Annotated in this window: 21 protein-coding genes and 2 pseudogenes; 22 read left to right on the top strand and 1 reads right to left on the bottom strand. The window is 40.3% G+C overall.

Annotated features, from left to right (window positions below):
- Positions 1–148: 148 nt before the first annotated feature.
- From yhfZ to BM195_RS10480, 21 genes and pseudogenes are all read left to right on the top strand, one after another.
- Positions 149–1,081 carry a GntR family transcriptional regulator YhfZ gene (gene yhfZ, locus BM195_RS10380; protein ID WP_090237512.1) on the top strand — a complete coding sequence of 311 codons (933 nt, stop codon included), beginning with the start codon at positions 149–151 and terminating at the stop codon, positions 1,079–1,081.
- Positions 1,082–1,102: 21 nt separating this feature from the next.
- Positions 1,103–1,840, top strand: a complete 738-nt coding sequence (locus tag BM195_RS18860) for a DUF2620 domain-containing protein (RefSeq protein WP_090237514.1) — start codon at positions 1,103–1,105, stop codon at positions 1,838–1,840.
- Between the two features lie 18 nt (positions 1,841–1,858).
- Positions 1,859–3,151 carry a YhfT family protein gene (locus BM195_RS10390; protein ID WP_090237517.1) on the top strand — a complete coding sequence of 431 codons (1,293 nt, stop codon included), beginning with the start codon at positions 1,859–1,861 and terminating at the stop codon, positions 3,149–3,151.
- 19 nt (positions 3,152–3,170) lie between these two features.
- A complete protein-coding gene (locus BM195_RS10395) occupies positions 3,171–4,082 on the top strand; it encodes a phosphotriesterase family protein (RefSeq protein WP_090237520.1) in 912 nt (303 codons plus the stop codon).
- Positions 4,083–4,087: 5 nt separating this feature from the next.
- The gene (locus BM195_RS10400) at positions 4,088–5,218 is read left to right on the top strand and encodes an aminotransferase class V-fold PLP-dependent enzyme (RefSeq protein WP_090237525.1); all 1,131 of its coding nucleotides are present in this window, start codon (positions 4,088–4,090) and stop codon (positions 5,216–5,218) included.
- A gap of 20 nt (positions 5,219–5,238) precedes the next feature.
- The gene (locus tag BM195_RS10405; protein ID WP_090237528.1) at positions 5,239–6,399 is read left to right on the top strand and encodes a YhfX family PLP-dependent enzyme; all 1,161 of its coding nucleotides are present in this window, start codon (positions 5,239–5,241) and stop codon (positions 6,397–6,399) included.
- Positions 6,400–6,404: 5 nt separating this feature from the next.
- Entirely contained in the window at positions 6,405–7,595 is a 1,191-nt protein-coding gene (locus BM195_RS10410; RefSeq protein WP_090237531.1) for a phosphopentomutase, read from the top strand.
- Positions 7,596–7,918: 323 nt separating this feature from the next.
- A pseudogene (locus tag BM195_RS10415) lies at positions 7,919–8,101 on the top strand (IS5/IS1182 family transposase); the annotation flags it as partial.
- Positions 8,102–8,506: 405 nt separating this feature from the next.
- Positions 8,507–9,223, top strand: a complete 717-nt coding sequence (locus BM195_RS10420) for a GntR family transcriptional regulator (protein ID WP_244535730.1) — start codon at positions 8,507–8,509, stop codon at positions 9,221–9,223.
- A gap of 135 nt (positions 9,224–9,358) precedes the next feature.
- Positions 9,359–10,519, top strand: a complete 1,161-nt coding sequence (locus tag BM195_RS10425; RefSeq protein ID WP_090237534.1) for an SIS domain-containing protein — start codon at positions 9,359–9,361, stop codon at positions 10,517–10,519.
- Positions 10,520–10,562: 43 nt separating this feature from the next.
- Positions 10,563–11,042, top strand: a complete 480-nt coding sequence (gene agaV / locus BM195_RS10430; protein ID WP_090237536.1) for a PTS N-acetylgalactosamine transporter subunit IIB — start codon at positions 10,563–10,565, stop codon at positions 11,040–11,042.
- 31 nt (positions 11,043–11,073) lie between these two features.
- On the top strand, positions 11,074–11,850 hold the full coding sequence (agaW, locus tag BM195_RS10435; protein WP_090237539.1) for a PTS N-acetylgalactosamine transporter subunit IIC: 777 nt from the start codon (positions 11,074–11,076) through the stop codon (positions 11,848–11,850).
- Position 11,851: 1 nt separating this feature from the next.
- A pseudogene (locus tag BM195_RS10440) lies at positions 11,852–12,650 on the top strand (PTS system mannose/fructose/sorbose family transporter subunit IID).
- 70 nt (positions 12,651–12,720) lie between these two features.
- Complete coding sequence (locus tag BM195_RS10445) at positions 12,721–13,137, top strand: PTS sugar transporter subunit IIA (RefSeq protein WP_090237542.1); 417 nt, start codon at positions 12,721–12,723, stop codon at positions 13,135–13,137.
- Between the two features lie 147 nt (positions 13,138–13,284).
- Positions 13,285–14,223 carry a hexose kinase gene (locus BM195_RS10450; RefSeq protein WP_090237545.1) on the top strand — a complete coding sequence of 313 codons (939 nt, stop codon included), beginning with the start codon at positions 13,285–13,287 and terminating at the stop codon, positions 14,221–14,223.
- Between the two features lie 17 nt (positions 14,224–14,240).
- Complete coding sequence (locus BM195_RS10455; protein WP_170848226.1) at positions 14,241–15,233, top strand: tagatose 1,6-diphosphate aldolase; 993 nt, start codon at positions 14,241–14,243, stop codon at positions 15,231–15,233.
- 607 nt (positions 15,234–15,840) lie between these two features.
- Positions 15,841–16,443, top strand: a complete 603-nt coding sequence (locus BM195_RS10460) for an ECF transporter S component (protein WP_090237550.1) — start codon at positions 15,841–15,843, stop codon at positions 16,441–16,443.
- Positions 16,444–16,455: 12 nt separating this feature from the next.
- A complete protein-coding gene (locus BM195_RS10465; protein ID WP_090237552.1) occupies positions 16,456–17,223 on the top strand; it encodes an energy-coupling factor transporter transmembrane component T family protein in 768 nt (255 codons plus the stop codon).
- Positions 17,220–18,062, top strand: a complete 843-nt coding sequence (locus BM195_RS10470) for an energy-coupling factor ABC transporter ATP-binding protein (protein WP_090237555.1) — start codon at positions 17,220–17,222, stop codon at positions 18,060–18,062. The genes BM195_RS10465 and BM195_RS10470 overlap by 4 nt, the downstream gene beginning before the upstream one ends.
- On the top strand, positions 18,059–18,868 hold the full coding sequence (locus BM195_RS10475) for an energy-coupling factor ABC transporter ATP-binding protein (protein ID WP_090237558.1): 810 nt from the start codon (positions 18,059–18,061) through the stop codon (positions 18,866–18,868). The genes BM195_RS10470 and BM195_RS10475 overlap by 4 nt, the downstream gene beginning before the upstream one ends.
- A gap of 200 nt (positions 18,869–19,068) precedes the next feature.
- The gene (locus BM195_RS10480) at positions 19,069–20,061 is read left to right on the top strand and encodes a sodium:calcium antiporter (RefSeq protein WP_090237561.1); all 993 of its coding nucleotides are present in this window, start codon (positions 19,069–19,071) and stop codon (positions 20,059–20,061) included.
- Positions 20,062–20,320: 259 nt separating this feature from the next.
- On the opposite strand, the gene BM195_RS10485 is transcribed toward BM195_RS10480, so the two are convergent.
- Complete coding sequence (locus tag BM195_RS10485) at positions 20,321–20,767, bottom strand: flavodoxin domain-containing protein (protein ID WP_090237564.1); 447 nt, start codon at positions 20,765–20,767, stop codon at positions 20,321–20,323.
- A 288-nt stretch (positions 20,768–21,055) separates the two neighbouring features.
- On the opposite strand from BM195_RS10485, the gene BM195_RS10490 reads away from it, so the two are divergent.
- Positions 21,056–22,978: a BglG family transcription antiterminator gene (locus BM195_RS10490; protein WP_090237567.1), complete on the top strand. Its 1,923-nt coding sequence runs from the start codon at positions 21,056–21,058 to the stop codon at positions 22,976–22,978.
- The last annotated feature ends 96 nt before the right edge of the window (positions 22,979–23,074 follow it).

Genomic DNA, 23,074 nt, shown 5'->3' on the forward strand with positions numbered 1-23,074 from the left:
AGAATATACAAACAATTCAATTAAAACCATACCATAAACTGAATGCGGTTACAATATTGAAATAATTTTGTCTGTTCTTGTTGAAAACCATCTTTGAAAGCGCTATAATTACAATATACAATATTTTGTACAATAAGAGGAGATAACATTGGGAGGAATTTGGGAAAGTTTATACTCAAAAAATGGTTTAGCAGCTAAAGAGATTGCGAAAATGTTAATTCCTATTGAAAAAGGAAATAGAATCCCTCGTATTGATGACTTTGCACAAAAATTAACTTTAGGGCGTGGTACGGTACAGGGTGGATTAAAAGTTTTAGAGAATCTGCAAGCTATTGAAATAGAATCAAGAGGACACTTAGGAACCTATCTAATGAATAAAGATGAATATGTATTAAAGGAAGTCGCTGGTGTGGGTTCTTATCTGGGGGCTATGCCACTTCCTTACTCTAAAATGTATGAGGGTTTGGCCACCGGTTTAATTGAAGTTTCGGATAGAAAACTTAATCGGATTAATTTGGCGTATATGAGGGGAGCGAAAAAAAGAATAGAAGCATTAAAAGCCCGCAGATGTGATTTTGTGGTCATGTCTCTGTTGGCCGCCGAAGAAGAAATGAAAGAAGACAATAATTTACAGGTAATCAAAAACTTCGGCCCGTTCACGTATGTCAGTTCTCATAAGATTTTCTTAGCAAACCAGGATGATGACCGAATTAAAGATGGCATGCGCGTCGGAATTGACTACACATCCATTGACCAGTCGAAAATAACCCTACTGGAAAGTAAGGGCATAGATGTCGAGCTCGTAACGGTAAACTATATGCAACTGTTTGAACAGCTGCTAACTGGCAGTATCGATGCAGCAGTCTGGAACTCAGATGAAGTCAAAGCCGCAGAAACATTGAAAAGAATCGATTTTCATTCTGAACAGGCTAATCTGATATCCGAAAAAGCTTCGACTTCCGTGATTTTAATGGAAAAGGGACGAACGGATATAGCAACGTATTTAACTGAATTGGATGAGAAAAGGGTTGTAGAGATTCAAAAAATGGTGCTCGATCATGAGAAGCTGCCGCATTATTAGTTAATCAAGGAGGAATAACTGGTGGAACTGCAGGAGCTTGAGAATAGACTTGATGTATTGCTGGAACAAGAGGTTATTGTCGATCATGTATATGCTGTAACCATTGCTGCATATAAAAAAGTCCTTAATCTATTAAATATTGAAAGATTAGAACAGGGAGAAATGTTATTCACACATCTTCCACTGGCTCTGACGAGGATAGAAAATGGTGAGAAAGTAGAGGGACCTGATACTGGGATGATGGAGGAGGTGGAAAATTCCGCTATTTACTCGAAGGCGAAGAAACTGCTGGATTTTGTTGAACATAATTGGGGAGAAGCGTTGCCTCAGGAAGAGAAGGATTTTTTAACATTGCATTTTGCGAATTTGCTTAACAATAATGAAAGGAGTGAAGTGAACATGAAAATTGTTATAGGTGGACAAGTGGAAAAAAAAGAGATTGATAGATTGGTTAAAGATTTTGATGACTCTATTGAAACCGTTATCAAATCGGATATGGATGGTGCAATGCTTATAAAGTCTGGCCAGGCTGATTATTATTTAGGTGCCTGTCACACTGGTGGAGGCGGGGCGTTGGCAATGACAATTGCGATTGCTGGAAGAGATGTTTGTGAAACTGTTTCTATGCCGGGCAGAAAGCCGAATGAACAGCAGATTATTCAAGCAGTGAAGGATGGGAAAAAAGCTTTTGGTTTTACAGGGGATCATGCGGAGACAGCTGTCCCTATGATATTGAAGGCACTACGCGATTACGGATAAACAAGGGGGAAATAATTTATGGATATGATTTTCGTCGTTCTTATTGGGGCAGTAGCAGCAGTATTAGCCAATCGGAATATTGCAGTATTCAATGACGGGCTAAGACCAATCGTCTCAGAGCATATTGAAGGTAAATTAAGCCGCAGGGAACTAGGACTAACAGCATTTGCGATGAGTTTTGGGCTTGTTATTGGATTTGGTATTCCGTTCACATTATCAGCAAGTATTATCTTAATACACAGTATACTTCTTGGGACGGATATCATTGGTATTCTAGCACCTAAAAACAGATGGGGAACTGCGGTTGCAGCTCTGATCGGCGGTGTTTATGGCTGGGGTCTACTTGCAGGATTAGAAGGTTTTGTGAAATTATTTGATTATTTACCTGTCAATTTCCTTGAGCCAATGGGCCAGGTAGGAGATCCGGTAGTTGTAACATTTATGGCATTTCCGGCATTGGCAGTTGCATTGCAGTTCAGTGTGAAGAAGGGGATTTTAACATTTGCTGCAGCTGCACTTATGAGGCAGCTTGCCGTATTTGTCAATGAAGGGGAATATATTTCAATAGGCGGCAATGCTGTAGCTATCAACCAGGAGGGTATGGCACTCATTGTCGGCATGATTTTTCTTTTCGCATACGCGATGAAACAAAAACCGGACGGTGACTCATCCATTGATTTGGCTTCTGTTTTCAGTGAGAAAGTAAAGGAAATCAAAAAAAACGTTGGTTTTTTTATGGTGATCGGCGCACTGATTGCTGGTGCAACCAATATGCTGTTGATGGCTGGTGATCCCATTTCATTGAACTTACTTGCAGATGGGAATCAGACTGATGCCGGGATTGCAGCAGCAGCAAGGGCTATTGGTTTCATTCCTTTGGTTGCCAGTACAGCCATTGCCACCGGTGTATATAGTCCGGTCGGATTCACATTGATATTCGTCATAGGGCTGTTCTCACCAAATGTATGGATTGCTGTCGTTTTAGGGGCTTTGATCATCTTTCTGGAAGTCACGCTGCTTAACTATATTGCGAGATTTCTTGATAAGTATCCGGGGGTCAGGGACTCTGGTGAGAATATCCGTAGTGCGATGACGAAGCTGCTTGAAGTAGCATTGCTTATTGGTGGTGCAAATGCATCTAACGCAATTGCTCCAGGTTTTGGCTTTTTCTTCATTGCAGGTTTTTACTTGCTTAATGAAGCAGCAGGACGCCCGATCGTACGAATGGCAGTAGGACCGGTTGGTGCTATTGCAGTTGGTGTTATTGCCAACATATTGGTTGCTTTCGGAATTATGTCTATACCGCAATAACGTATTAGGAGTGATTCGGATGATACAAACTGTTAATGGAAAAATAGAAAAAGAAAATGTCGGTATTTGTGCTGCACATGAACACTTATCGATTGATTTATCCAGCATTAAAAATGATCCTGATACAATACTGGATGATGTGCCAGGAATGGAGGAAGAGCTGAATCACTTCTATACTGCTGGTGGAAGGTCTCTAATTGAATTAACCAATGATGGTATGGGAAGAGATGTAAAACGACTCCAGCACTTAAGTGAAACATCAGGTGTTCATATTGTTACCTGTACCGGATTTTATAAAGATCCTTTTATTCCCGAATTTGCGCAAGGGTGGGATCGGGATCAGTTTGCTCATCATTTTATAAACGAAATAAGTGATGGTATTGAAGGAACTGGTATTTTCCCGGGTGTTATCGGCGAAGTTGGAACAAGTAAAAACGAAATGAAACCGATTGAAAAAGAGCTAATTTTAGGTTCCGGTAAAGCAGGCGCAGAGACTGGCTTAACAGTCTCTACCCACACAACACTTGGCACACTGGGAAGTAATCAAGTCGACATGCTTGTTGGACTCGGTCTGCCTGCTGACCAGATTGTGATTGGGCATCAGGATCTTAATCCAAATAAAGAAGAAGTCCTGGATGTACTTAAATCAGGCGTATATATTGGCTTCGATACAATTGGAAAAAATACTTACCGTCCGGATAAAGACCGATTATCTTTTTTGCTTGATTTTATCGAAGAAGGTTTTCATAAGCAAATACTGCTTTCTGCCGATCTGACAAGAAAGTCCCATTGGAAAAAACATGGCGGACCGGGATACGATTTAGTATTGAACGACTTTATACCGGCATTGCGTGAATACGGGGTTTCAGAGGATATCATAACAGATTTACTTGTAAACAATCCTGCAGGTGCTTATTCGATAAAGGAGTAATGACAATGGCTTACGATCCATCACAGTTAAAATATGCGGACTCAGTGCTTCCTTCATTAACAGTACAGGAGGCTGAACAGTTACAATTTAAATTAGTTGAAAAGATGAGCGATCAGTTTTCCGGTGATGAATTTTTATCCATGGGAGACCTTGGGGTTGCTCCGAAATATAAAAAGCCCGAGCAAACTGAGAAAGTGGAACGGACTTTGGCAAGTTTTTTCGGAACGGAATCTGCAGCTCTTGTACGCGGAGCAGGGACAGGTGCTATTCGTACTATATTAAGTACGTTGTTGGCTCCCGGTGACTCGATGTTTATCCATACCGCTCCAGTTTATACGACCACGAAAGATACCATCCGGTTGTTGGGGCTGGAAACAAAGGCAATCGATTGTAATGACCTTGCCGCTGTTGAGAAGGCTGTTTCGCAGGATGAAACATGCAAAGTATTTTATATTCAGCATGCACGGCAGCAGCCAACTGATACGTATGACTTGAAATCAGTGATTCATACGGTAAAACGTTCCCGTCCTGATTTACCTGTCGTGGTTGATGATAACTATTGCGTGATGAAAACACATGGAATTGGTGTTGAATACGGAGCGGATTATTCAACCTTTTCCGGATTTAAAGTACTAGGTCCTGAAGGTATTGGTGTTATTACAGGAAAAGAAAAGGAAATGAAATTACTGCAGCGTCGAAATTATTCTGGCGGAGGCCAGGTGCAAGGGTATGAAGCAATGGAATTATTACGCATGATGACATTTGCGCCGGTTTCACTGGCTACTCAAAATGAACAGGTTGAGGAAGTTTGCAGACAGCTTAATGAAGGTGCTATCAATCGAATTGAAAATGCGTATATGGCAAACGCGCAATCGAAAAATGTTATCGTTGAACTGCTGGATCCAAATGCTCCTGAGGTCATTAAACTGAGTAATGCGTACGGAGCAGCGACACATCCTGTTGGCGCAGAATCAAAGTATGAAATGATTCCTATGATTTATCATGTCTCAGGTAGTTTTATCGAGGCACAGCCCAGTTTAAAAGTATATGGACTTCGCATTAATCCAATGAAGTCAGGGGCTTCAACCGTATTGAAAATACTGGATAAAGCAATTAACGCCGCAGCAAAACAATAAAATATTAGGAGGATGCTGCCATGTTTTTGGATGTGACAAAACGCAGGAATCCACAGCTCATACAGACAGGTGTTTCACTTCACCAAATGGGTGACATTCCTCCCAATACGTATGTTATTGATGTTGATATCCTTAAAGAAAACGTAAAAAAGCTTGCAGCGGAAGCAGCTGATAATGATATGGAATTATACTTTATGATCAAGCAGCTGGGCAGGGTTCCCGAACTCGCGGATATCATTGTGGAAAATGGTATCAAAAAAGCAGTAGCAGTTGATTTTGATGAAGGAAAAGTACTGGCTGATCATGGAATAGCAATTGGGAATATCGGTCATCTGGTTCAGCCCGGAAAGCATCAGTGGAAAGAAGTGCTGAGCTGGGATCCGGATGTCGTTACGGTTTTTTCCTTTGAACGAGCGAAACAGGTGTCAAAAGCCGCTGAGAGTCTGGGGGTCAACCAGGATATTTTATTAAAGGTTGAAGGTCCGGAAGACAAAATTTATGAAGGTCAGGAAGGTGGAATGCTGTTAAACGATCTGCCTAAAGACGTTGATAAAATCGAAAGTTTAACAGGGGTTACCATTGCCGGCGTTACAACGTTTCCCAATCTGGAATTGAATAACAACAAAACAGGTATGGCTCCAACAAATAACTTCCATACGTTATTTCAGGCTAAAGACGTACTAATAGATAAAGGAATTACCATAAAGCAGGTAAATGGGCCAAGTGGAACAAGCTGTGACACGATCCCTTACCTTGCAGAAAATGGTGTGACACATGGTGAGCCGGGCCATGGTTTAACAGGAACAACCCCATTACATGCGTATCAAGATTCACCTGAAAAACCGGCGATTGTCTATGTGACGGAGGTTTCTCATCAGCATAACACGAATTTTCAAGTGATTGCCGGTGGTTATTATGGTCGTTCGAGAATGAAAGGCTGTCTGGTGGGCAATGATCAATCATCCATTCTAGAACAATTTACGAGCGCGTATCATAACAGTCCCGAAACGATCGATTATTATGGAACGATTGAAAACCCAGAGGATTTTACAGTAAGGATTGGGGATACAGCAGTTTTTGCATTTCGATCGCAAATTTTTGTTACGCGGGCACATGTTGCTCTTGTCGAAGGTATCCAATCAGGAAATCCGAGGATCAGGCATCTTGAAAGGAAATGGTGATAAATATGGCAAAAATGTTGCTTCTTGTTATCGACAGTTTCGGAATTGGTGCAATGGATGATTGTAGGGAGTTTGTTCCTTCAGATTGTAATGCAAACACGTATAAACATATCAGGGAAAGAAAAAAGGATGCTCTGAAAATCCCGTTCATGTATAAATCAGGCGTTGGAACATTAGTAGACGGTGAGCCTGCCCCTGAAAATGCGTACGGGTATTCAAAACTAGCCCATCAAGGTGCAGATACGTATTTGGGTCATCAGGAAATTGCGGGAAGCTGTCCCAAGAAGTCGACTAAAAGGCTGATGAAAGATATTCACTCTGAAATGAAGCACGCTCTTGAACATGCAGGATACCATTTGTCTTATCCTTTTGAAGATATGCCCGTTTTGCTCGTTAATAATGCTGCAGTTGTAGCTGACAATCTGGAATCTACTGTCGGGAACATTATCAATGTCACTGCAGATTTCAGTAAAATGCCTTTTCAAGATCTGAAGACACTAGGCAAAGTTGTACGGGACAATGTTGACACGAGTCGTGTTATTGCTTTTGGCGGGCCATATGCATCGATTAATCATATTCTGTCAAGTGTGACGACGAAACATGAACAGTATGGCGTCGACACACCAAAAGCTGGTGTTTATGGCGAGGGATACGAGGTATTTCACATGGGGTACGGGGTCGAAATCGACAAACAATTTCCGATGATTGCCGCCAAACATGGGCTGAAGGTTCATCGATTAGGAAAAACTGCTGATGTACTGCAAGGAAAAGGACCGTCAAACCCCATTGTTCGTACAACAGATTTATTGAATAAAATTTCCCGTGTTTACAAGCAGGAAAAAGAAGACGCTGCTTTTTTAATCAACATTCAGGAAACAGATTTGGCGGGTCATGCTGAAGATGTAGACTGGTATTGTGATTTGTTAAACGAAACTGATCAATGGCTGAACGAATTTATTCTACAGATGAATGAAGAAGACATTTTAATGGTGATGGCCGATCATGGAAATGATCCAACAATCGGCCACTCGAATCATACAAGGGAATATGTACCCATCATGATTTTTGGTGATAAGATAAAAAAGACTGATATTGGTTTGCGGGAAACGATGGCGGATGTAGGAGCCACTTTTTGTGACTTTTTCGGCCTGCCTGAAACAGCTGAAGGAGAAAGCTTTCTGAATAAAGTGATATAGCAAACATATAGATGTTGATAAAAAGAACTGGTTTAATTCAACCGGTTTCTCTTTATGTGGTTGAGCGAATTTCATAATTATTAGCCCTTATGTCGCAAGGGCTCGCAAACGTAAAAAAAGGAAGTACCTCCTCAAATCTTGTATAATGGTAGTCGACCAAAACGTCCCAAAAAGACTGGAGGGAACACTTTCTATAACCATCATACGACAAACAAGCTTATTTGGCATCCAAGAATTATATGAGATGGAACCTACCCAAAAATATGAGGCCATTATTTCTGCGATTGATCTGGATGCCATAAGCTTGGGATGACATCTATTAGCGACGTTCGGCAGTTGAGCGAGTCAATGCGTACTTAAAGGAATTTTTTCAACTCAACAATGTTTGTAATCGCACAGGAAAACGCGCCAAAGTTCATTTTGATATCGTTGCCTTGATGTATAATGCTTCAAAATTAGCTGTAGATCGTATCAACGAAGACTTAAATCAACAACAAACTGTTTAATCAGGATTTTAGTATTAAAGATCGTGTCCATTTGATAAGAAGGATGCGCTAAGCAGTTCGAATACACGAAGACTCCAGCGAGAAGTAAGAGATAGGCAAGACCCAACAGGACGTATGCCCGAGGAGACTTGCCACTCGCCCGCGGAAAGCGAAGTGTATTCGAACTGCAGCTGGATAATCAACAATCATTAAAATTAAAAAAAAATCTCTTTAACATATTCTGCAGGTCTTTGTATTTTTAAAAAGGGCAATTATGAAATTGATTCGGTTATGTAAAAAATAAAGATAAAATTTTTAAAGCAGACCTTTACAATTAATCATGTGTGACTTATAATCAACTTAACTGGTTATAACCACATGGTCATTTAAAAATAAGCAATCTTTAGGGAGGTGCAATGAAGCAATTTGGATAAGAATAGTAAGGTACCACTGTATTTGCAATTAATGGATGATTTAATCAAAAAAATGGATGCTGAAGAATTTAGTACTGACGAAAAACTGCCTTCCGAGAGAGAGTTATGCGAAATTTATGATCTCAGCCGTATAACGGTAAGGCAAACATTGCAGGAACTTGAGCGTGAAGGTTATATATATAAGTTGCATGGAAAGGGAACGTTCGTTTCACCGAAAAGCTACAATCAAAGTCTCATTAAATTATACAGCTTTACGGAAGAAATGAAAGCGATGGGGAAAACACCGACTACCCGGGTTCTCTCGTTTCGAGAAATAGCTTTAGATGAAAGATTGGCACATAAGATGGATTTGGCACCATTGGATGAAGTTTATCAAGTGGTACGTTTAAGGCTTGCTGATGATGAGCCGTTGATGTATGAAACATCATATATCCCTAAAAAGACATTTCCGCATTTAACCGAAATGGATTTAGTAGAGAGACCAATGTACGATGTTTTTCTCCAGGATTATCAAGTAGGTGTAACAAAAGCAGTTGAGCGATTCTCTGCAACCATTGTACGTAAAGAGGAAGCGGAACATTTGAAGATCACAGCAGATCATCCTGCAATGCTAATTAAACGTTTGGCTTATCACGATGGTGTATTAATCGAATATACGATTAGTGTGGCCCGTGGTGACAAATTCGATTACACCGTAGAATTAACTTAATTTATGTTAGAAGGAGAGGAGGAATGAAGGCTTCACCTATTGTGAAAGCGTTTAACAAGCGTTATTATAACTTGACTGGTTATGACGACATAACCACATTGGATATTTATTATATTGATAGATGGAGGATGAAACATGTTTAATATAGCCCCTGATGAATTACAAAAAAAAGAAGCTATTGATACGGCAGCAGAAATTTATCAACAACCAGCTGTATGGAGGGAACTCATTACTTCACTCTCTGAACAAGAGAGGGAAACAAAGCGATTTTTAAATTCCATTTCTAAAAAGCATCACCATATTCGTGTGTTGTTGACAGGAGCAGGCACATCTGCATTTATCGGTGACACACTGCTACCCGTATTGCGCAGGGAAAACACTGGAAATATTCAATTTGAAGCCGTTCCGACAACGGATATTGTGTCAAACCCGGCAGATTATTTACAAAAGGATGTTCCAACAATCATGGTGTCGTTTGCACGTTCCGGAAATAGCCCGGAAAGTGTTGCGGCTGTATCACTTGGTAAAAAACTGGTTAACCAGTTTTATCAAATCGTTATCACATGTAATAAGGCAGGACAATTGGCTGAGAACACGGTGAATGATCAGAGTGCTATTACGATTCTAATGCCGGATAAAGCACATGATAAAGGGTTCGCGATGACAAGCAGTTTCACGTGTATGCTCATAACAACTTACAAACTTTTTACTGCCAATGAAATGGACGAAACGATCATTTCAAATGCTGAAAAATTGCTTGAATCAATATCGGAAAAAATTGAAAATGTGCTGGATTATGACTTTGAACGTATTGTTTATTTAGGTTCGGGGCTGCTTGGTCAACTTTCTCACGAGGCTGCATTAAAGATGCTGGAATTATGTGCAGGAAAGGTTACTGCAGTACATGAATCATCTCTCGGGTTCCGTCACGGGCCTAAATCGATTCTAAATCATAAATCGATGGTTGTAGTGTTCATGTCACAGGATTCTTATACGCGAAAATACGACATGGATATCTTACGGGAACTCGCTGAAGATGATTCCGGTATGAAGGTAATAGCACTCACAGAAAGAGAAGATACAGAAGTTTCTGCGCTGTCTGATTGGACAGTTCCAGTTAATGCTGGAGATAAAAATCTCTCTAAAGATTTTTATTTAGCATTATTATATGTAATTTTTGCTCAGGCATTTGCATTGAACAAATCGTTACAGCTTGGCGTAACGCCTGACAATCCAAGTCCTGATGGTCGTGTGAACCGCGTTGTTCAGGGTGTGAAGATATACGATTATCAATAAAGCTGCCGGATTTTTTCAAAAGGAAAATGAGAGGATGAACAATATGTCTGGACCAAATTTATTACTGACAAGAATTGATAACCGCTTAATTCATGGGCAAGTTGGGGTTACATGGACAAACCATTTAGGAGCGAATTTAGTCGTTGTTGCAAATGATAAGGTATCAGAGGACGAGGTGCAGCAAAATTTGATGGATATGGTATTGCCTGATGTGGTTCAAACCCGTTATTTCACATTACAAAAAACAATTGACATCATTCATAAAGCTTCACCACGTCAAAAGATATTTTTAGTCGTTCGAGATGTACATGACGCCTTGGTGTTAAAAGAAGGCGGCGTGCCAATTGACCATATTAATGTTGGAAATATGCACTATGAAGAAGGGAAAGAACAGATTTCATCTACTGTATCCGTGGATGATCGGGATATTAAAGCATTTAAGCGTCTGGGCGAGCTTGGTGTTGAATTGGATTTACGCAGAGTGCCTGACGAGCGGGGACAGAATATATTGGATTTACTGTAACAAGACAGCAATTTAAGGGGAGGGGCTTTTTATGTTAATGGAAGCTATATTAATAGCTTTATGGGCAGGTATTATAGGTATTGACCTTTATGTAGGTTTAACGCATATTCATCGTCCAGTCGTTACAGGACTTGTTGTCGGACTTATTTTAGGGGACGTCACCACAGGATTGATTGTCGGGGGAACGCTGGAACTTATCTGGATGGGAATGGTTCCGCTTGCCGGTGCTCAGCCGCCAAATGTTGTAATTGGTGGGGTTATCGGTACTGCATTCGGTATTATCGCAGGCGAGGATCCACAAGCAGCAGTCGGTATTGCCATTCCATTTGCAGTAGCTGTACAAGGATTAATCACCCTGTTCTTCACAGCTTTTGCTCCCATGATGCATAAGGCAGACCAATTCGCGTTGGATGCCAATTATCGAGGGATTGAAGGTATTAACTATTTAGGGATCTCTATTCTATTTATATTTAATGCGCTCATTGCTTTTTTGCCAATTTTCTTTGGAGCAGAACAAGCTGCGGCCTATGTTGAAACAGTTCCACAGTGGATTATTGACGGGCTCTCAATTGCTGGAGGTATCATGCCGGCCATTGGCTTTGCAATGTTGCTGAAAATCATGATGAAAGTTGAATACGTCATGTTTTTTATTGTCGGATTTGTACTGGCAGCCTATTTGGAGATGCCAATTCTGGCAATTGCATTAATTGGTTTGGCTATCGCGTTGTATGATTTTTACCAGAATAAAAATAAACAAGGACCTGATAATCAGGCACCACGGGAGGAGGAGATAACTGATGGGATCTAATATGTATGAAAATCAAACCCCAGCCGCAGAGCTAAATTCGAAACAATTACGTCATCTTGTTTGGCGATCTTTGCTATTACAAGCTTCATTTAATTATGAACGCATGCAGGCGGCCGGCTGGCTTTATTCTGCCGGGATTGCGTCATGTTCATCAGAATAAAAAAGATTTAAGTAAATCTATGAAAGATCATATGGAATTTTTTAATACGCATCCATTCCTTGTTACATTCATTATGGGCGTTATTCTTGCCATGGAAGGTAAGAAAGAGGACAGAGAAGCTATTCGTGGTATTAAGGTTGCCACGATGGGTCCTTTAGGTGGTATTGGGGACGCGTTGTTTTACCTTACGTTACTTCCGATAACGGCTGGTATAGGTGCGTCGCTCGCAGTTGATGGAAACTTTCTGGGACCTGTTGTCTTTTTGATTATGTTTAACATTATTCACTTTGGTGCCCGGTTTGGTTTGATGACGTATGGTTATAAAGCAGGTGTGAAAGCGATCGCAAAATTAAAAGAAGGGACCCAGCATGTATCTCGCGCAGCATCGATTGTCGGTCTAACCGTTGTTGGAGGTTTGATTGCAACGTATGTATCCTTCCAAATTGATTATGTGTGGGAGTCCGGTGAATCTGAATTAAATATACAGACTGATGTGTTAGATCAAATTATGCCTGCTATGCTGCCACTGGCTTATACGCTTTTAGTTTACTGGCTGCTGAAAAAAGGACGATCACCATTAACACTTATAGGTGTTACCGTTGTTGTCGGGCTTATAGGATCCTACTTTAACATTATGTAAAAGACGGAGAGGTATTCTATACAGAGAAATCCTTATCTTTAATCATATCATCAAAAAAGGGGCTGCTATCATGATTGGGATTGTTTTGACAGGACATGGATCATTTCCAAAGGGAATATTGCAATCTGTCGAATTAATTACTGGGGAAGTGAAGCAGGCAGAAGTCATTCCATTTGAAGAAGATCAAGAGAAGCTTGAGAAGGAAATTGAACAAGCAATCGAAAAAGTGGATGCAGGTTCTGGTGTTGTTTGCTTTGCCGATTTAGCTGGCGGAACACCATTTAATGTTTGCTCGAGAATTGCTGCTGCTAAGGAGGATGTTCGGGTAGTTGGCGGCACGAATTCGCCAATGCTGTTAAGCGGTTTATTTCAGCGTGCTTTAGCTATCGATGAATTTGTAGAAATCATATTAAAAGAAGGAAAAAGCAATATAAAGGAATTTGAGATGAAGCAAAAGAAGATAGCTTCAGATGAGGGCGGAATCTAGCAGCAAGCCTTGGCCGTGACGATGAGATTGGAAGCATAGCCGATGAGAAACTAGCAGATTATGTTGTCATTGGTGATAACTTTTTGGTACAGGCAGCTGCGGTCGCTGGGGTAGTTCAATTCTGCAAAAAACCAAGTAGGTGAAGGTATGATTTTAACCGTTACACTAAATCCTTCTGTCGACATAAGTTATAAGCTTAACCATTTTTCACTTGACAGTGTAAATCGTGTTGCTGATGTTACGAAAACTGCCGGAGGGAAAGGACTGAACGTAGCAAGGGTTCTGAAACAGCTTGGAGAAGAAGTTGCATCCTCAGGTTTTTTAGGTGGCAGTTTAGGTGGCTTTATTCGGAGGGGCATCTCCAAGCTGGGTATACATGATTATTTTGTCCATATAGAAGGTGAAACACGTAATTGTATCGCTGTGATTCATGAGGGACAACAGACGGAAATGTTAGAATCTGGTCCACAAGTTGATAAAGATGAAGTCAGTCAGTTTTTAGATGAATTTTCTGAATATGTGCAAAAAGTTGATATTGTAACTATTTCCGGAAGTTTACCTAAAGGACTAGATAATGATTTTTATGTACAACTCGTTAAGCTTGCCAATGAGTACGAAACACCTTTATTACTGGATACAAAAGGTGAACTCCTTGAGCAAACACTTGCATTTGAACATAAACCTTTCCTGATCAAGCCGAACCGGGAAGAACTGGAAGATTTAATTGGAGAAAAAATAAACGATGAGGCACAAATGGTTGCTGCATTAACAACACAGCGGTTCACGAATGTCCCTTGGGTAGTTGTGACAGCAGGAGATTCAGGAGCTATTGTAAAACACAGTCAGGGCATTTATCGGGTGACGACACCTAAAGTAGATGCGGTAAATCCGGTTGGTTCAGGTGACGCTGTAATCGCGGGTTTTGCTTCAGGACTGTCGCACAAATTGGATGATGAACGATTGATCAAATATGGACTGGCCATGGGTGTTTTAAATGCAATGGAAGCGAAAACGGGTTCCATAAACCCGGCTAAGATAAGCTGGTGTATGGATCAGATTTTTGTAGAAAAAGTATTAATTAGCTGAAGCAGGGAGGACTAATATTGACGTTAACACCTGGCAAACAACGGGGACTGGAGTTAATTTCCGATGACGATCATGTTGTATTAGCTACGGCTATGGATCAGCGCGGATCGCTGGGAAAAATGATTAAGTCGTTTAACGATGATATTTCCTATGAGGAAGGCTTAACAAAATTTAAAGAAGGTGTCAGTGAAGTACTCGGGAATCAGTCATCGTCACTGTTACTTGATCCCGAGTACGGCTGGAGAGCAGCAGGTAAATTAAACCATGATACCGGCTTGATTATGGCTTATGAAAAAACCGGTTATGATACATCCGAAAAAGGCAGACTCCCGAATCTGGTGGATGATTACGCGGTACAGGATTTGGTGAACAAAGGTGCAAACGCGCTTAAACTGTTAGTATATTATGATCATAACGAGGAAGAAAAATATAATACAATAAAAAAAGCATTTATTAAGCGAGTAGGTGATGAATGTCAACAGAATGACCTGCTGTTTATATTGGAACCTGTGTCATACAGTTCGGAGGGCCTAGGGTCTAAAAGTGCGGCGTTTGCAAAGAAAAAGCCGGAAATTGTGAAGTACTTTATGGAGGAGTTTTCCAAAGAGGAATATGGAATTGACTTGCTGAAAGTAGAAGTTCCGGTTGCGATTTTTAATATTGAAGGCTATGATCAATATGACAATTATCAACCTGTTTTTACCAAAGAAGAAGCAGTAAACTATTATCGCATTTGTTCGAAAACAAGCCGCTTGCCGTTCATTTATTTAAGCGGTGGTGTGACAAATGACCAGTTTATTGAAACGCTGCATTTTGCCAAAGAGGCTGGTGCTAAGTTTAGTGGCAGCTTATGTGGAAGAGCTATCTGGAAAGAAGGGGTTCAGCCATTTGCAGAAGAAAGCAAGGAAGCATATTATGAATGGCTTGAAACGACCGGATCTGATAACTTAACAAAAGTGAAAGACGCTATTAAGGATACAGCGACACCATGGACAGCGTTTGTTGAGTAGCAGAACAGTGAAAACCAAGTTCGAATTTAAGCGAACTTGGTTTTTTTGTTCATCTCTGTTATGGCTGTTCGTCCGTTGGTAAATTGCTGAGATGAATGCCTTCTTCTGCTATATTTTTCTACAGGGGTTGCATTAATTTTTCTATTAAATTAACATGTGAAATAATGAGCATGTGCTGGAACATGATTCATGAAACAGCTAAGATCTATATAAAAGATAAATATTCCGTGAAACCCAGTATAATAGCTGGATTCCAGTGAAATGAAAGTCAAGAATCAGTTCACCAATACACAACATTTAGTATATAATCGAGAGTATAAAAATGCAGCTGACCATTATAAAGATTTTGGTTTAATCAACCGGAACTGGGGCTCTGTCCCGCGGGGATCGCATTTGAGGAACTGACTAATATTGTGGGTATATACGTTAAACCTGTTCGGAGCCTGTGGTGCCCTGCAGGACGAACATGAACTTGCGGGCTGGACCTTAAAGCTGTGATCTTGAAACCGATAACATGTGAATGCAGGGGAGAATAAAATCAAATTACAGCAGTAATGGAAGTAATTGCTTCCATTCATAAATAAATGTTCACAAAGGGGAGAGGAACATGCGTAAAAGAAGTGTATGGTCACTGAAGATATCAACGGCAGCCATTGTGCTGATTCCGGCAGCGATTGGTATTAACTATCTTGGTAAATTAATTGCCGGGTTATTGAAACTGCCGCTTTGGCTCGATTCTATCGGGACGGTGCTTGCGGGTATGCTGGCCGGACCAATTATTGGGGCTTTATCAGGTATTATGAATAATATTATTTATGGGATGACAGTGGATCCAATTTCGACCGTCTATGCCATCACAAGTGGTGTGATTGGTATGGGTGTTGGGATTATGGCTTATAAAGGATGGATTGCCAATATTAAAAAGGCGATTGTTATCGGGGTTGTCGTCGGTTTTGCAGCAGCCATCGTATCGACGCCTTTAAACATTATTTTTTGGGGAGGGCAGACTGGGAACGTATGGGGAGATGCTTTTTATGCGTATTTCATTTCCATGGATCTTCCTGTCTGGCTTGCATCGTTCGGTGACAGTATTGTTGTTGATGTTCCGGATAAAGTCGCAACGGTTATTATCAGCTACTTAATCTTTAAAGGGTTGCCGAATACACTGACGAATATTTATCGCAGTGATAACGAAATAGAGGAATTATAAGAGGTTGATGACATGAGCGCCATGACACTTTATGTTGAGAAAAATTCCATCATACACCATATGGATCCGCTGACAAAACTCATGTATGTATTTGTATCGATTGCGGCAACGTATATTGTTCCGGTACATGAATTTGTGTTTCTGACAGCAGCGTTCTCTTTGCTGTTGATTATAATCGGAAAAGTATTTATGAAAATATTGCCGATCATAGCAATCAGCATCATTTTAATTATTTCAATCATTATCGTACAGGGCATGTTTCATCCGGATAATAAGACCGTCCTATTTTCAATTGGAGCCATTACATTTTATCAGGAAGGTTTATCGTATGCCGTTTTGCTTACAGTCCGGGTAATCAATATGCTGAGTGCATTTGGCGTACTGATTTTGACAACCAAGCCAGATGAGCTGATTGAACGGCTGATTAAAAAAGGCATGTCACCTAAAATCGGTTATGTGTTTTTATCAGTTCTCCAGATCATTCCGCAAATACGAGCGACGATGGGGAAAATTGCCGATGCCCAGCGTTCAAGGGGGATGGAGACCGAGGGGAGTCTGATTGTCCGGATAAGGGCATTTTTTCCGCTAATTGGTCCTGTCGTGCTGAATTCGCTGAATGACACCCGTGAACGTGCGATTGCTCTTGAGATGCGGGGCTTTAATACGAAAGGGAAAAAAACGTTTTTAAATGAATCAAGAGAATATCCGTATCGGAAAATCATTCAATTTTTACTGATAGCCATATTAATGGCGACAATCGTTTGGAGGGTGCTGCTGTGAACATCATAGACGTGGAAGGCTTAAAGTATAAATATCCGGACACTGATAAGCTTGCTCTTAATGACGTTTCGTTCAAGGTAGAAAAGGGAGAATTTATCGGACTGATCGGTCGGAATACCGCAGGAAAATCATCGCTCTGTTTCGCGTTGTCAGGGCTTGTTCCTCACTTTTTTAAAGGGGCTTATGGCGGAAAAGTTCTGGTTGACGGGATGGAGATTAAACAACATGAGATAGGTGAAATAGCCGCAAAAGTTGGTCTTGTTTTTGAAAATCCATTTTCACAGATGACCGGCTCAAAATATTCCGTATATGAAGAAATTGCTTTCGGTTTGGAAAACATGGGAATCGAAAGGAAGGAAATGATTGCCCGAATCGATGAGAGCCTTGAACTGCTTGCTATTAAAGAAATGAAAGATCAAAATCCGTTCGATCTTTCAGGTGGTCAGATGCAACGGGTTGCGATTGCCAGTGTGATTGCGATGAGGCCGGATGTCCTGATTCTGGACGAACCCACTTCCCAATTGGATCCACAAGGTTCTGCGGAAGTTTTCAGAGTTGTGGAGAATCTGACAAAGGAAGGCATGACGATTATCATGGCTGAACACAAGATGGAAAAGATTTCGCAGTATGCAGACAGCGTGTTGCTATTGGATGATGGTGAATTAATTGATTATGACACACCAGAAAATGTATTTTCCAGAGATGATTTAATAAACCACGGAATTGCGGCACCCATGGTAACCAGCGTAGCAAAAGCAATGGGAATGAAGAAATCCGATACAGGCAAATATCCTGTAACACTTTCGGAGATCTCCCGTGAAATGGGTGATCAAAGATGACTGAGTTATTGATTAATTATCTGCATTTTTCCTATACAAAAGATATGGAAGTTTTAAAAGGAATCGATTTACACCTGAAGGATCAGACGACCGCGATCGTCGGCCAGAATGGCGCAGGAAAAACCACATTTGTCAAACTGCTGAAAGGATTGCTGCAGCCAACTGAAGGAGCGATTCAGTTCAATGGAAGTAACACAAAGGATTATACAGCAGCAAATTTGGCTGAGCATATTGGGATGGTATTTCAAAATCCAAATGATCAGATTTTTAAAAGCAAAGTGCTGAACGAAGTCATGTTTGGTCCCTTGAATATTGGACAGGAGGAAAACGAAGCACGTGATAAAGCGCTGGAGGCACTTAAAAAAGTTGGCCTCGAGGATCGGCTTGAAAAAAATCCATACGACTTAAGCTTATCGGAGCGAAAAATGATTTCGATTGCCGCTGTCCTGGCAATGGACACGGATGTCGTTATTTTCGATGAACCGACAATGGGGCAGGACTTTGCAGGGAAGGAAAGGATAAAAGAAATTATCTCCGAGCTTCGAAGTCTGGGGAAACTTGTCTTGTGTATTTTGCACGATATGGACTTTGCCGCAGAGGTTTTTGAACGCACGATTGTCTTTAATCAAGGCAATGTATTATTGGATGGGTCGACAAGAGATGTTTTTTCTGATGAAAACGTACTGGAGCAGGCATTTCTGGAGCAGCCACACGTTATGCAAATCGCCAAAAACATTGGACTGGATGGCATTTATACGACAGAGAGTGAACTGGTAGCGGCTTTGGAAAGGGCCTGGTTTGACTAGTCATGTATTTCGCCGGAAAAATTACAATATGGGCGATTGTGTAGAAATACCTTGATTCCAAGTTTATCGATTCGAGCTTTTCGCTGGCTGCTTCTATCTACGTGACAATTTCCTGACACTTATATGATCACCTATCTTTAAAACGCCTATGTTGGGGTAAATTATAGGTATGCATTCCCTCTGCATAAGGAGTTGTTACGTTGGTTTTTGTATTGTTTATATTAGCAGCTGCGATAACCGTATATACAGCAAGGAAATTATCGGAGTATGCGGATGTGATCAGTGAAAAGACAGCAATGGGCGGTATGATTGTCGGGACGATTTTATTGGCAGGTGCCACCTCACTGCCGGAAGTGACGACAAGTTTTTCTGCTGTGATAATCGACAATATTGATATAGCTGTTGGGAACATGCTAGGATCCAATCTTTTTAATGTCTTCATTCTTGCAGCGTTTGATTTGTATTATAGAAGAAACAGACTGCTTCACCTCGCGAGCAGCAATCATAAGTATACCGCATTTTTGGGATTGTTTCTGATGCTGCTTGTATCAACAGCGTTGATAATACGGGTTGATTATACCATTTTGGGTATAGGAGCTGGCGCATTGCTGGTTTTGGGTGTTTATACTGTTGGGATGGTGGTGATCAGCAGACTGCCGTCACCCTCTGTCAGTGAGGAGGAAACAAACGAAGCAGAGGGTGTATTTGTTGAAAAGAAATCCATTTCTGTAAAACATGCGGTGATTGGTTTTACGATTGCAGCTATTTTTATACTTGGAACGGGAACACTGCTGTCGATTACAGGTGACCGGATTGCTGCTGTTACCGGCATGGGATCCAGTTTTATCGGAAGCTTTCTGATTGCAGCAACGACCTCACTGCCTGAAGGGGTTTCTGTTTTTTCGGCATTGCGGCTAAAAAATGTCAATTTGGCAATCGGGGCGATTCTTGGAAGCAATATGTTAAATATGGTTATCTTGGCCTCTTCAGATGTTATTTATCAGAAAGGATCTATTTTAACAAATGCAAGTGGGTCACACCTCGTATCGGCCATTGGGGGCTCTCTGCTTGTTGCTGTTATCATTTGGTCATTCATGCGAAAACGTTCAGCTTCCCTATGGGTATACAGCATACCCTCCATCATTACGGTTGTTGGCTATTTTATCGTACAGTATATGATTTTTAACAGCTGATTACGACGATTCAGATTTTATTCAGGGTAGGTGCTCAAAAATTTGCCGGGGGTATGAGGTCATTTTGAATGACCTTGATATTGTCTACTGTGCGAATGGAAATTTCAAGTTCAAAGGGGAAATACTGAAGTTCACATAATTTTCCGTGATTGCTGTCAGGACAATTGATAGATAAATCAATTCGGATCTGTTACTCTAACAAAATCACACGAACCCGTTTTCATGATTGGATTCGTGTGATTTCAGCGCATGTCCTGTATTAGGTATTCTGATTTAAAACAGCTTCTGCAAACGACTTCCCATATGCAATATCCTTGTCATCAGGTTCAAGCTCAAATTTGAACTTTTCTTCATATACAGTTGCCTTCCGCTCTGCTGCTCTGGAAGCCAGCGTGTCAATCGCCGGCCCGTATATATCGTAATAGGCATCACATGATCCGAAAACACCGACAAGTTTGCCTGTCAGGTCAACGTCATCCATATCCTCATAAAAATCTTCTACTTCAAATGGAATATCATCATCCCAAGAATATGATCCGAACATGATTACATCAAAATCTTCAAGGCGCTTTACCTCAATCGGATCAAGATCAAATGATTTATGCGCCACATCATGCCCTTTTTCTCTCAGGTACTCGGTTATGCTTTCTGCCATAATTTCAGTACTGCCTGTTAGACTTGCGTATAACACTAAAACGTTAGCCACTCAATATCATCTCCTTAACATCCTGACCTGTATTCATTATACCGTTTAATGAGAATTGTTTTCAATTAAAAACGTTACATTTTTATGAAAGTTGGCGAATGACGGTATTATGCGATCAAACATACATTTCTTCCTGGGTCAGGAATGATGGTTGGTCAGAATATCGTTCAAAAAAGCATCAAATCGTTTGTGGAGTTGTGTGAAAATTTAAATCAAACAGGTCGCGAAAGTATTCAGGACATGCTATATTGATCGTATACTTAATTTTCGAAAAAGTGGGTGGTGTACATGAATTCACGTTTGCATGCCATTATAAAACTGCTCAGGAATGCATCAGGACCCGTGACAAGTGTACAGTTGTCGACCGAGATGCAAGTCAGCTCGAAAACGATAAGAAACGATATCAAAGAATTGAATGATCTGCTGCAGAATGATGATATCCAAATTGAATCAATCAGGGGAAAAGGGTATCTTTTAAACATGAATAAAAAGACATCTTTCAACCAATTCTTTCAGGAGAATATAAGAAAAGAAACCTTCCAGATACCTTCTGAGCCTGGTGAACGCGTTAATTATTTAATGGAAAGAATCTTAATCCAATCTGATTACCTCAAAATGGATGATTTGGCTGATGAACTGTATGTAAGCCGCTCCACATTACAAAGTGATTTGAAAATGGTCCGTGAAATTCTGAAAAAATATGATCTCGAAATTAATCATAAACCGAACTATGGGATTAACGTAAGTGGCAACGAAACATTGATCCGTTTTTGTATTTCTGAATATATTTTTAATCAAACATCGGCAGCCATCAATGCTGATGCACATTGGCTGAAAATTGTGTCTGAAAAAGATTTGGAAGTCATTCAGGACAATATCCTCACAAACCTGAGAAAGCATCAAATTTTTATTTCGGATGTGAGTCTCCAAAATTTAATAAAGCATCTGGCAATTGCATGTAAGCGAATTAGGGAAGAAAATATTGTCGAACTTGGGCATGATGAGCTTGATGAAATGAAACATATGAAGGAATTTATCGTAGCAGAAGAAATGATTCACGGTATTGAAAAAACGCTTGGAATTCGCTTTTCCGAAAATGAAGTAGCGTATCTTTCCATTCATTTGAAAGGGGCCAAACTGACAAATTCAATTCATGAGCGAAAAGCAATTACAGCATTTGTTGATGACCAAGCACGTTGCGTGGCTAAGGAAATGATGCATCGGATTGATGCGAAATATTTGTTGGGATTGGCCAATGATGAGGAACTGCTGAAAAACTTGTGTTTGCATTTAAAGCCTGCCATTAATCGGTATAAACACCAAATGAATATACGAAATCCAATGCTGGAAGAAATAAAGGTAAAATACCCGCTGTCGTTTGAGGCTGCATTAGTCGGTGCCAGTGTTCTGGATGAAAAATTAAATATTACGGTCGATGAAGATGAAATTGGTTATTTGGCGATTCATATTGAATTAGCCCAGGAAAGACTCAAAAACGTTGCTTCCAAGGTCAAGCGATGTATGATTGTTTGTGCTTCAGGATTAGGAAGTGCACAGTTATTATTATATAAGTTAAAGAAGCGATTTGGTGAGGAACTCGAAATAATCGGTACAACGGAATATTATAATTTAAATCAACAATCTTTGAAAGATCTTGATTTTATTGTAAGCACGATTCCCATTCAACAGGACCTGGAAGTTCCAGTGATATATGTAAGTACGATACTCGGGGATCGTGATGTAAGCCAAGTTGAACGGATTCTGACAAAAGAAAAGTCAAGCCTGGAAAATTATATGATAGAAAAGTATACCTATTTAAACCAGGCGTTTGATACACCTGAATCAGTCATTTGTTTTTTAGGGGAGAGCCTTATAAAAGATGGAAAAGCAGATAACGATTATATAGATGCTGTGCTGGAGAGAGAACGTTATGCTCCGACAAGCTTCGGAAACTTGGTTGCCATACCCCATCCGCTTGAACCAAAAACTGATTCAACTTTCTGGTCAATTGTTACATTAAAGAAACCGATTGAATGGGGAGAGAAGCTTGTCCAGCTAATTTTTTTGCTTAATGTTAATAAAGCGAGAAAAGATGATCTGAAACCCATGTTCGACTCGCTTGTCAAATTAATAGATAACAGGTTTACTGTATATCAACTTTTGAAATGTAAAACATATGAGCAATTTAAGAACATTATAAAAAACGTATGAAAAGAGGCTAACTATATAAAGTCAACAAGTTTTACTACAAAATTTTAATATTTCTTTGTTATAATTTTGTGCTTGACAAATAAGCTTGATGATTTA

Origin of the sequence: Lentibacillus halodurans (assembly GCF_900112045.1) — a bacterium.
GTDB classification, from domain to species: domain Bacteria; phylum Bacillota; class Bacilli; order Bacillales; family Amphibacillaceae; genus Lentibacillus; species Lentibacillus halodurans.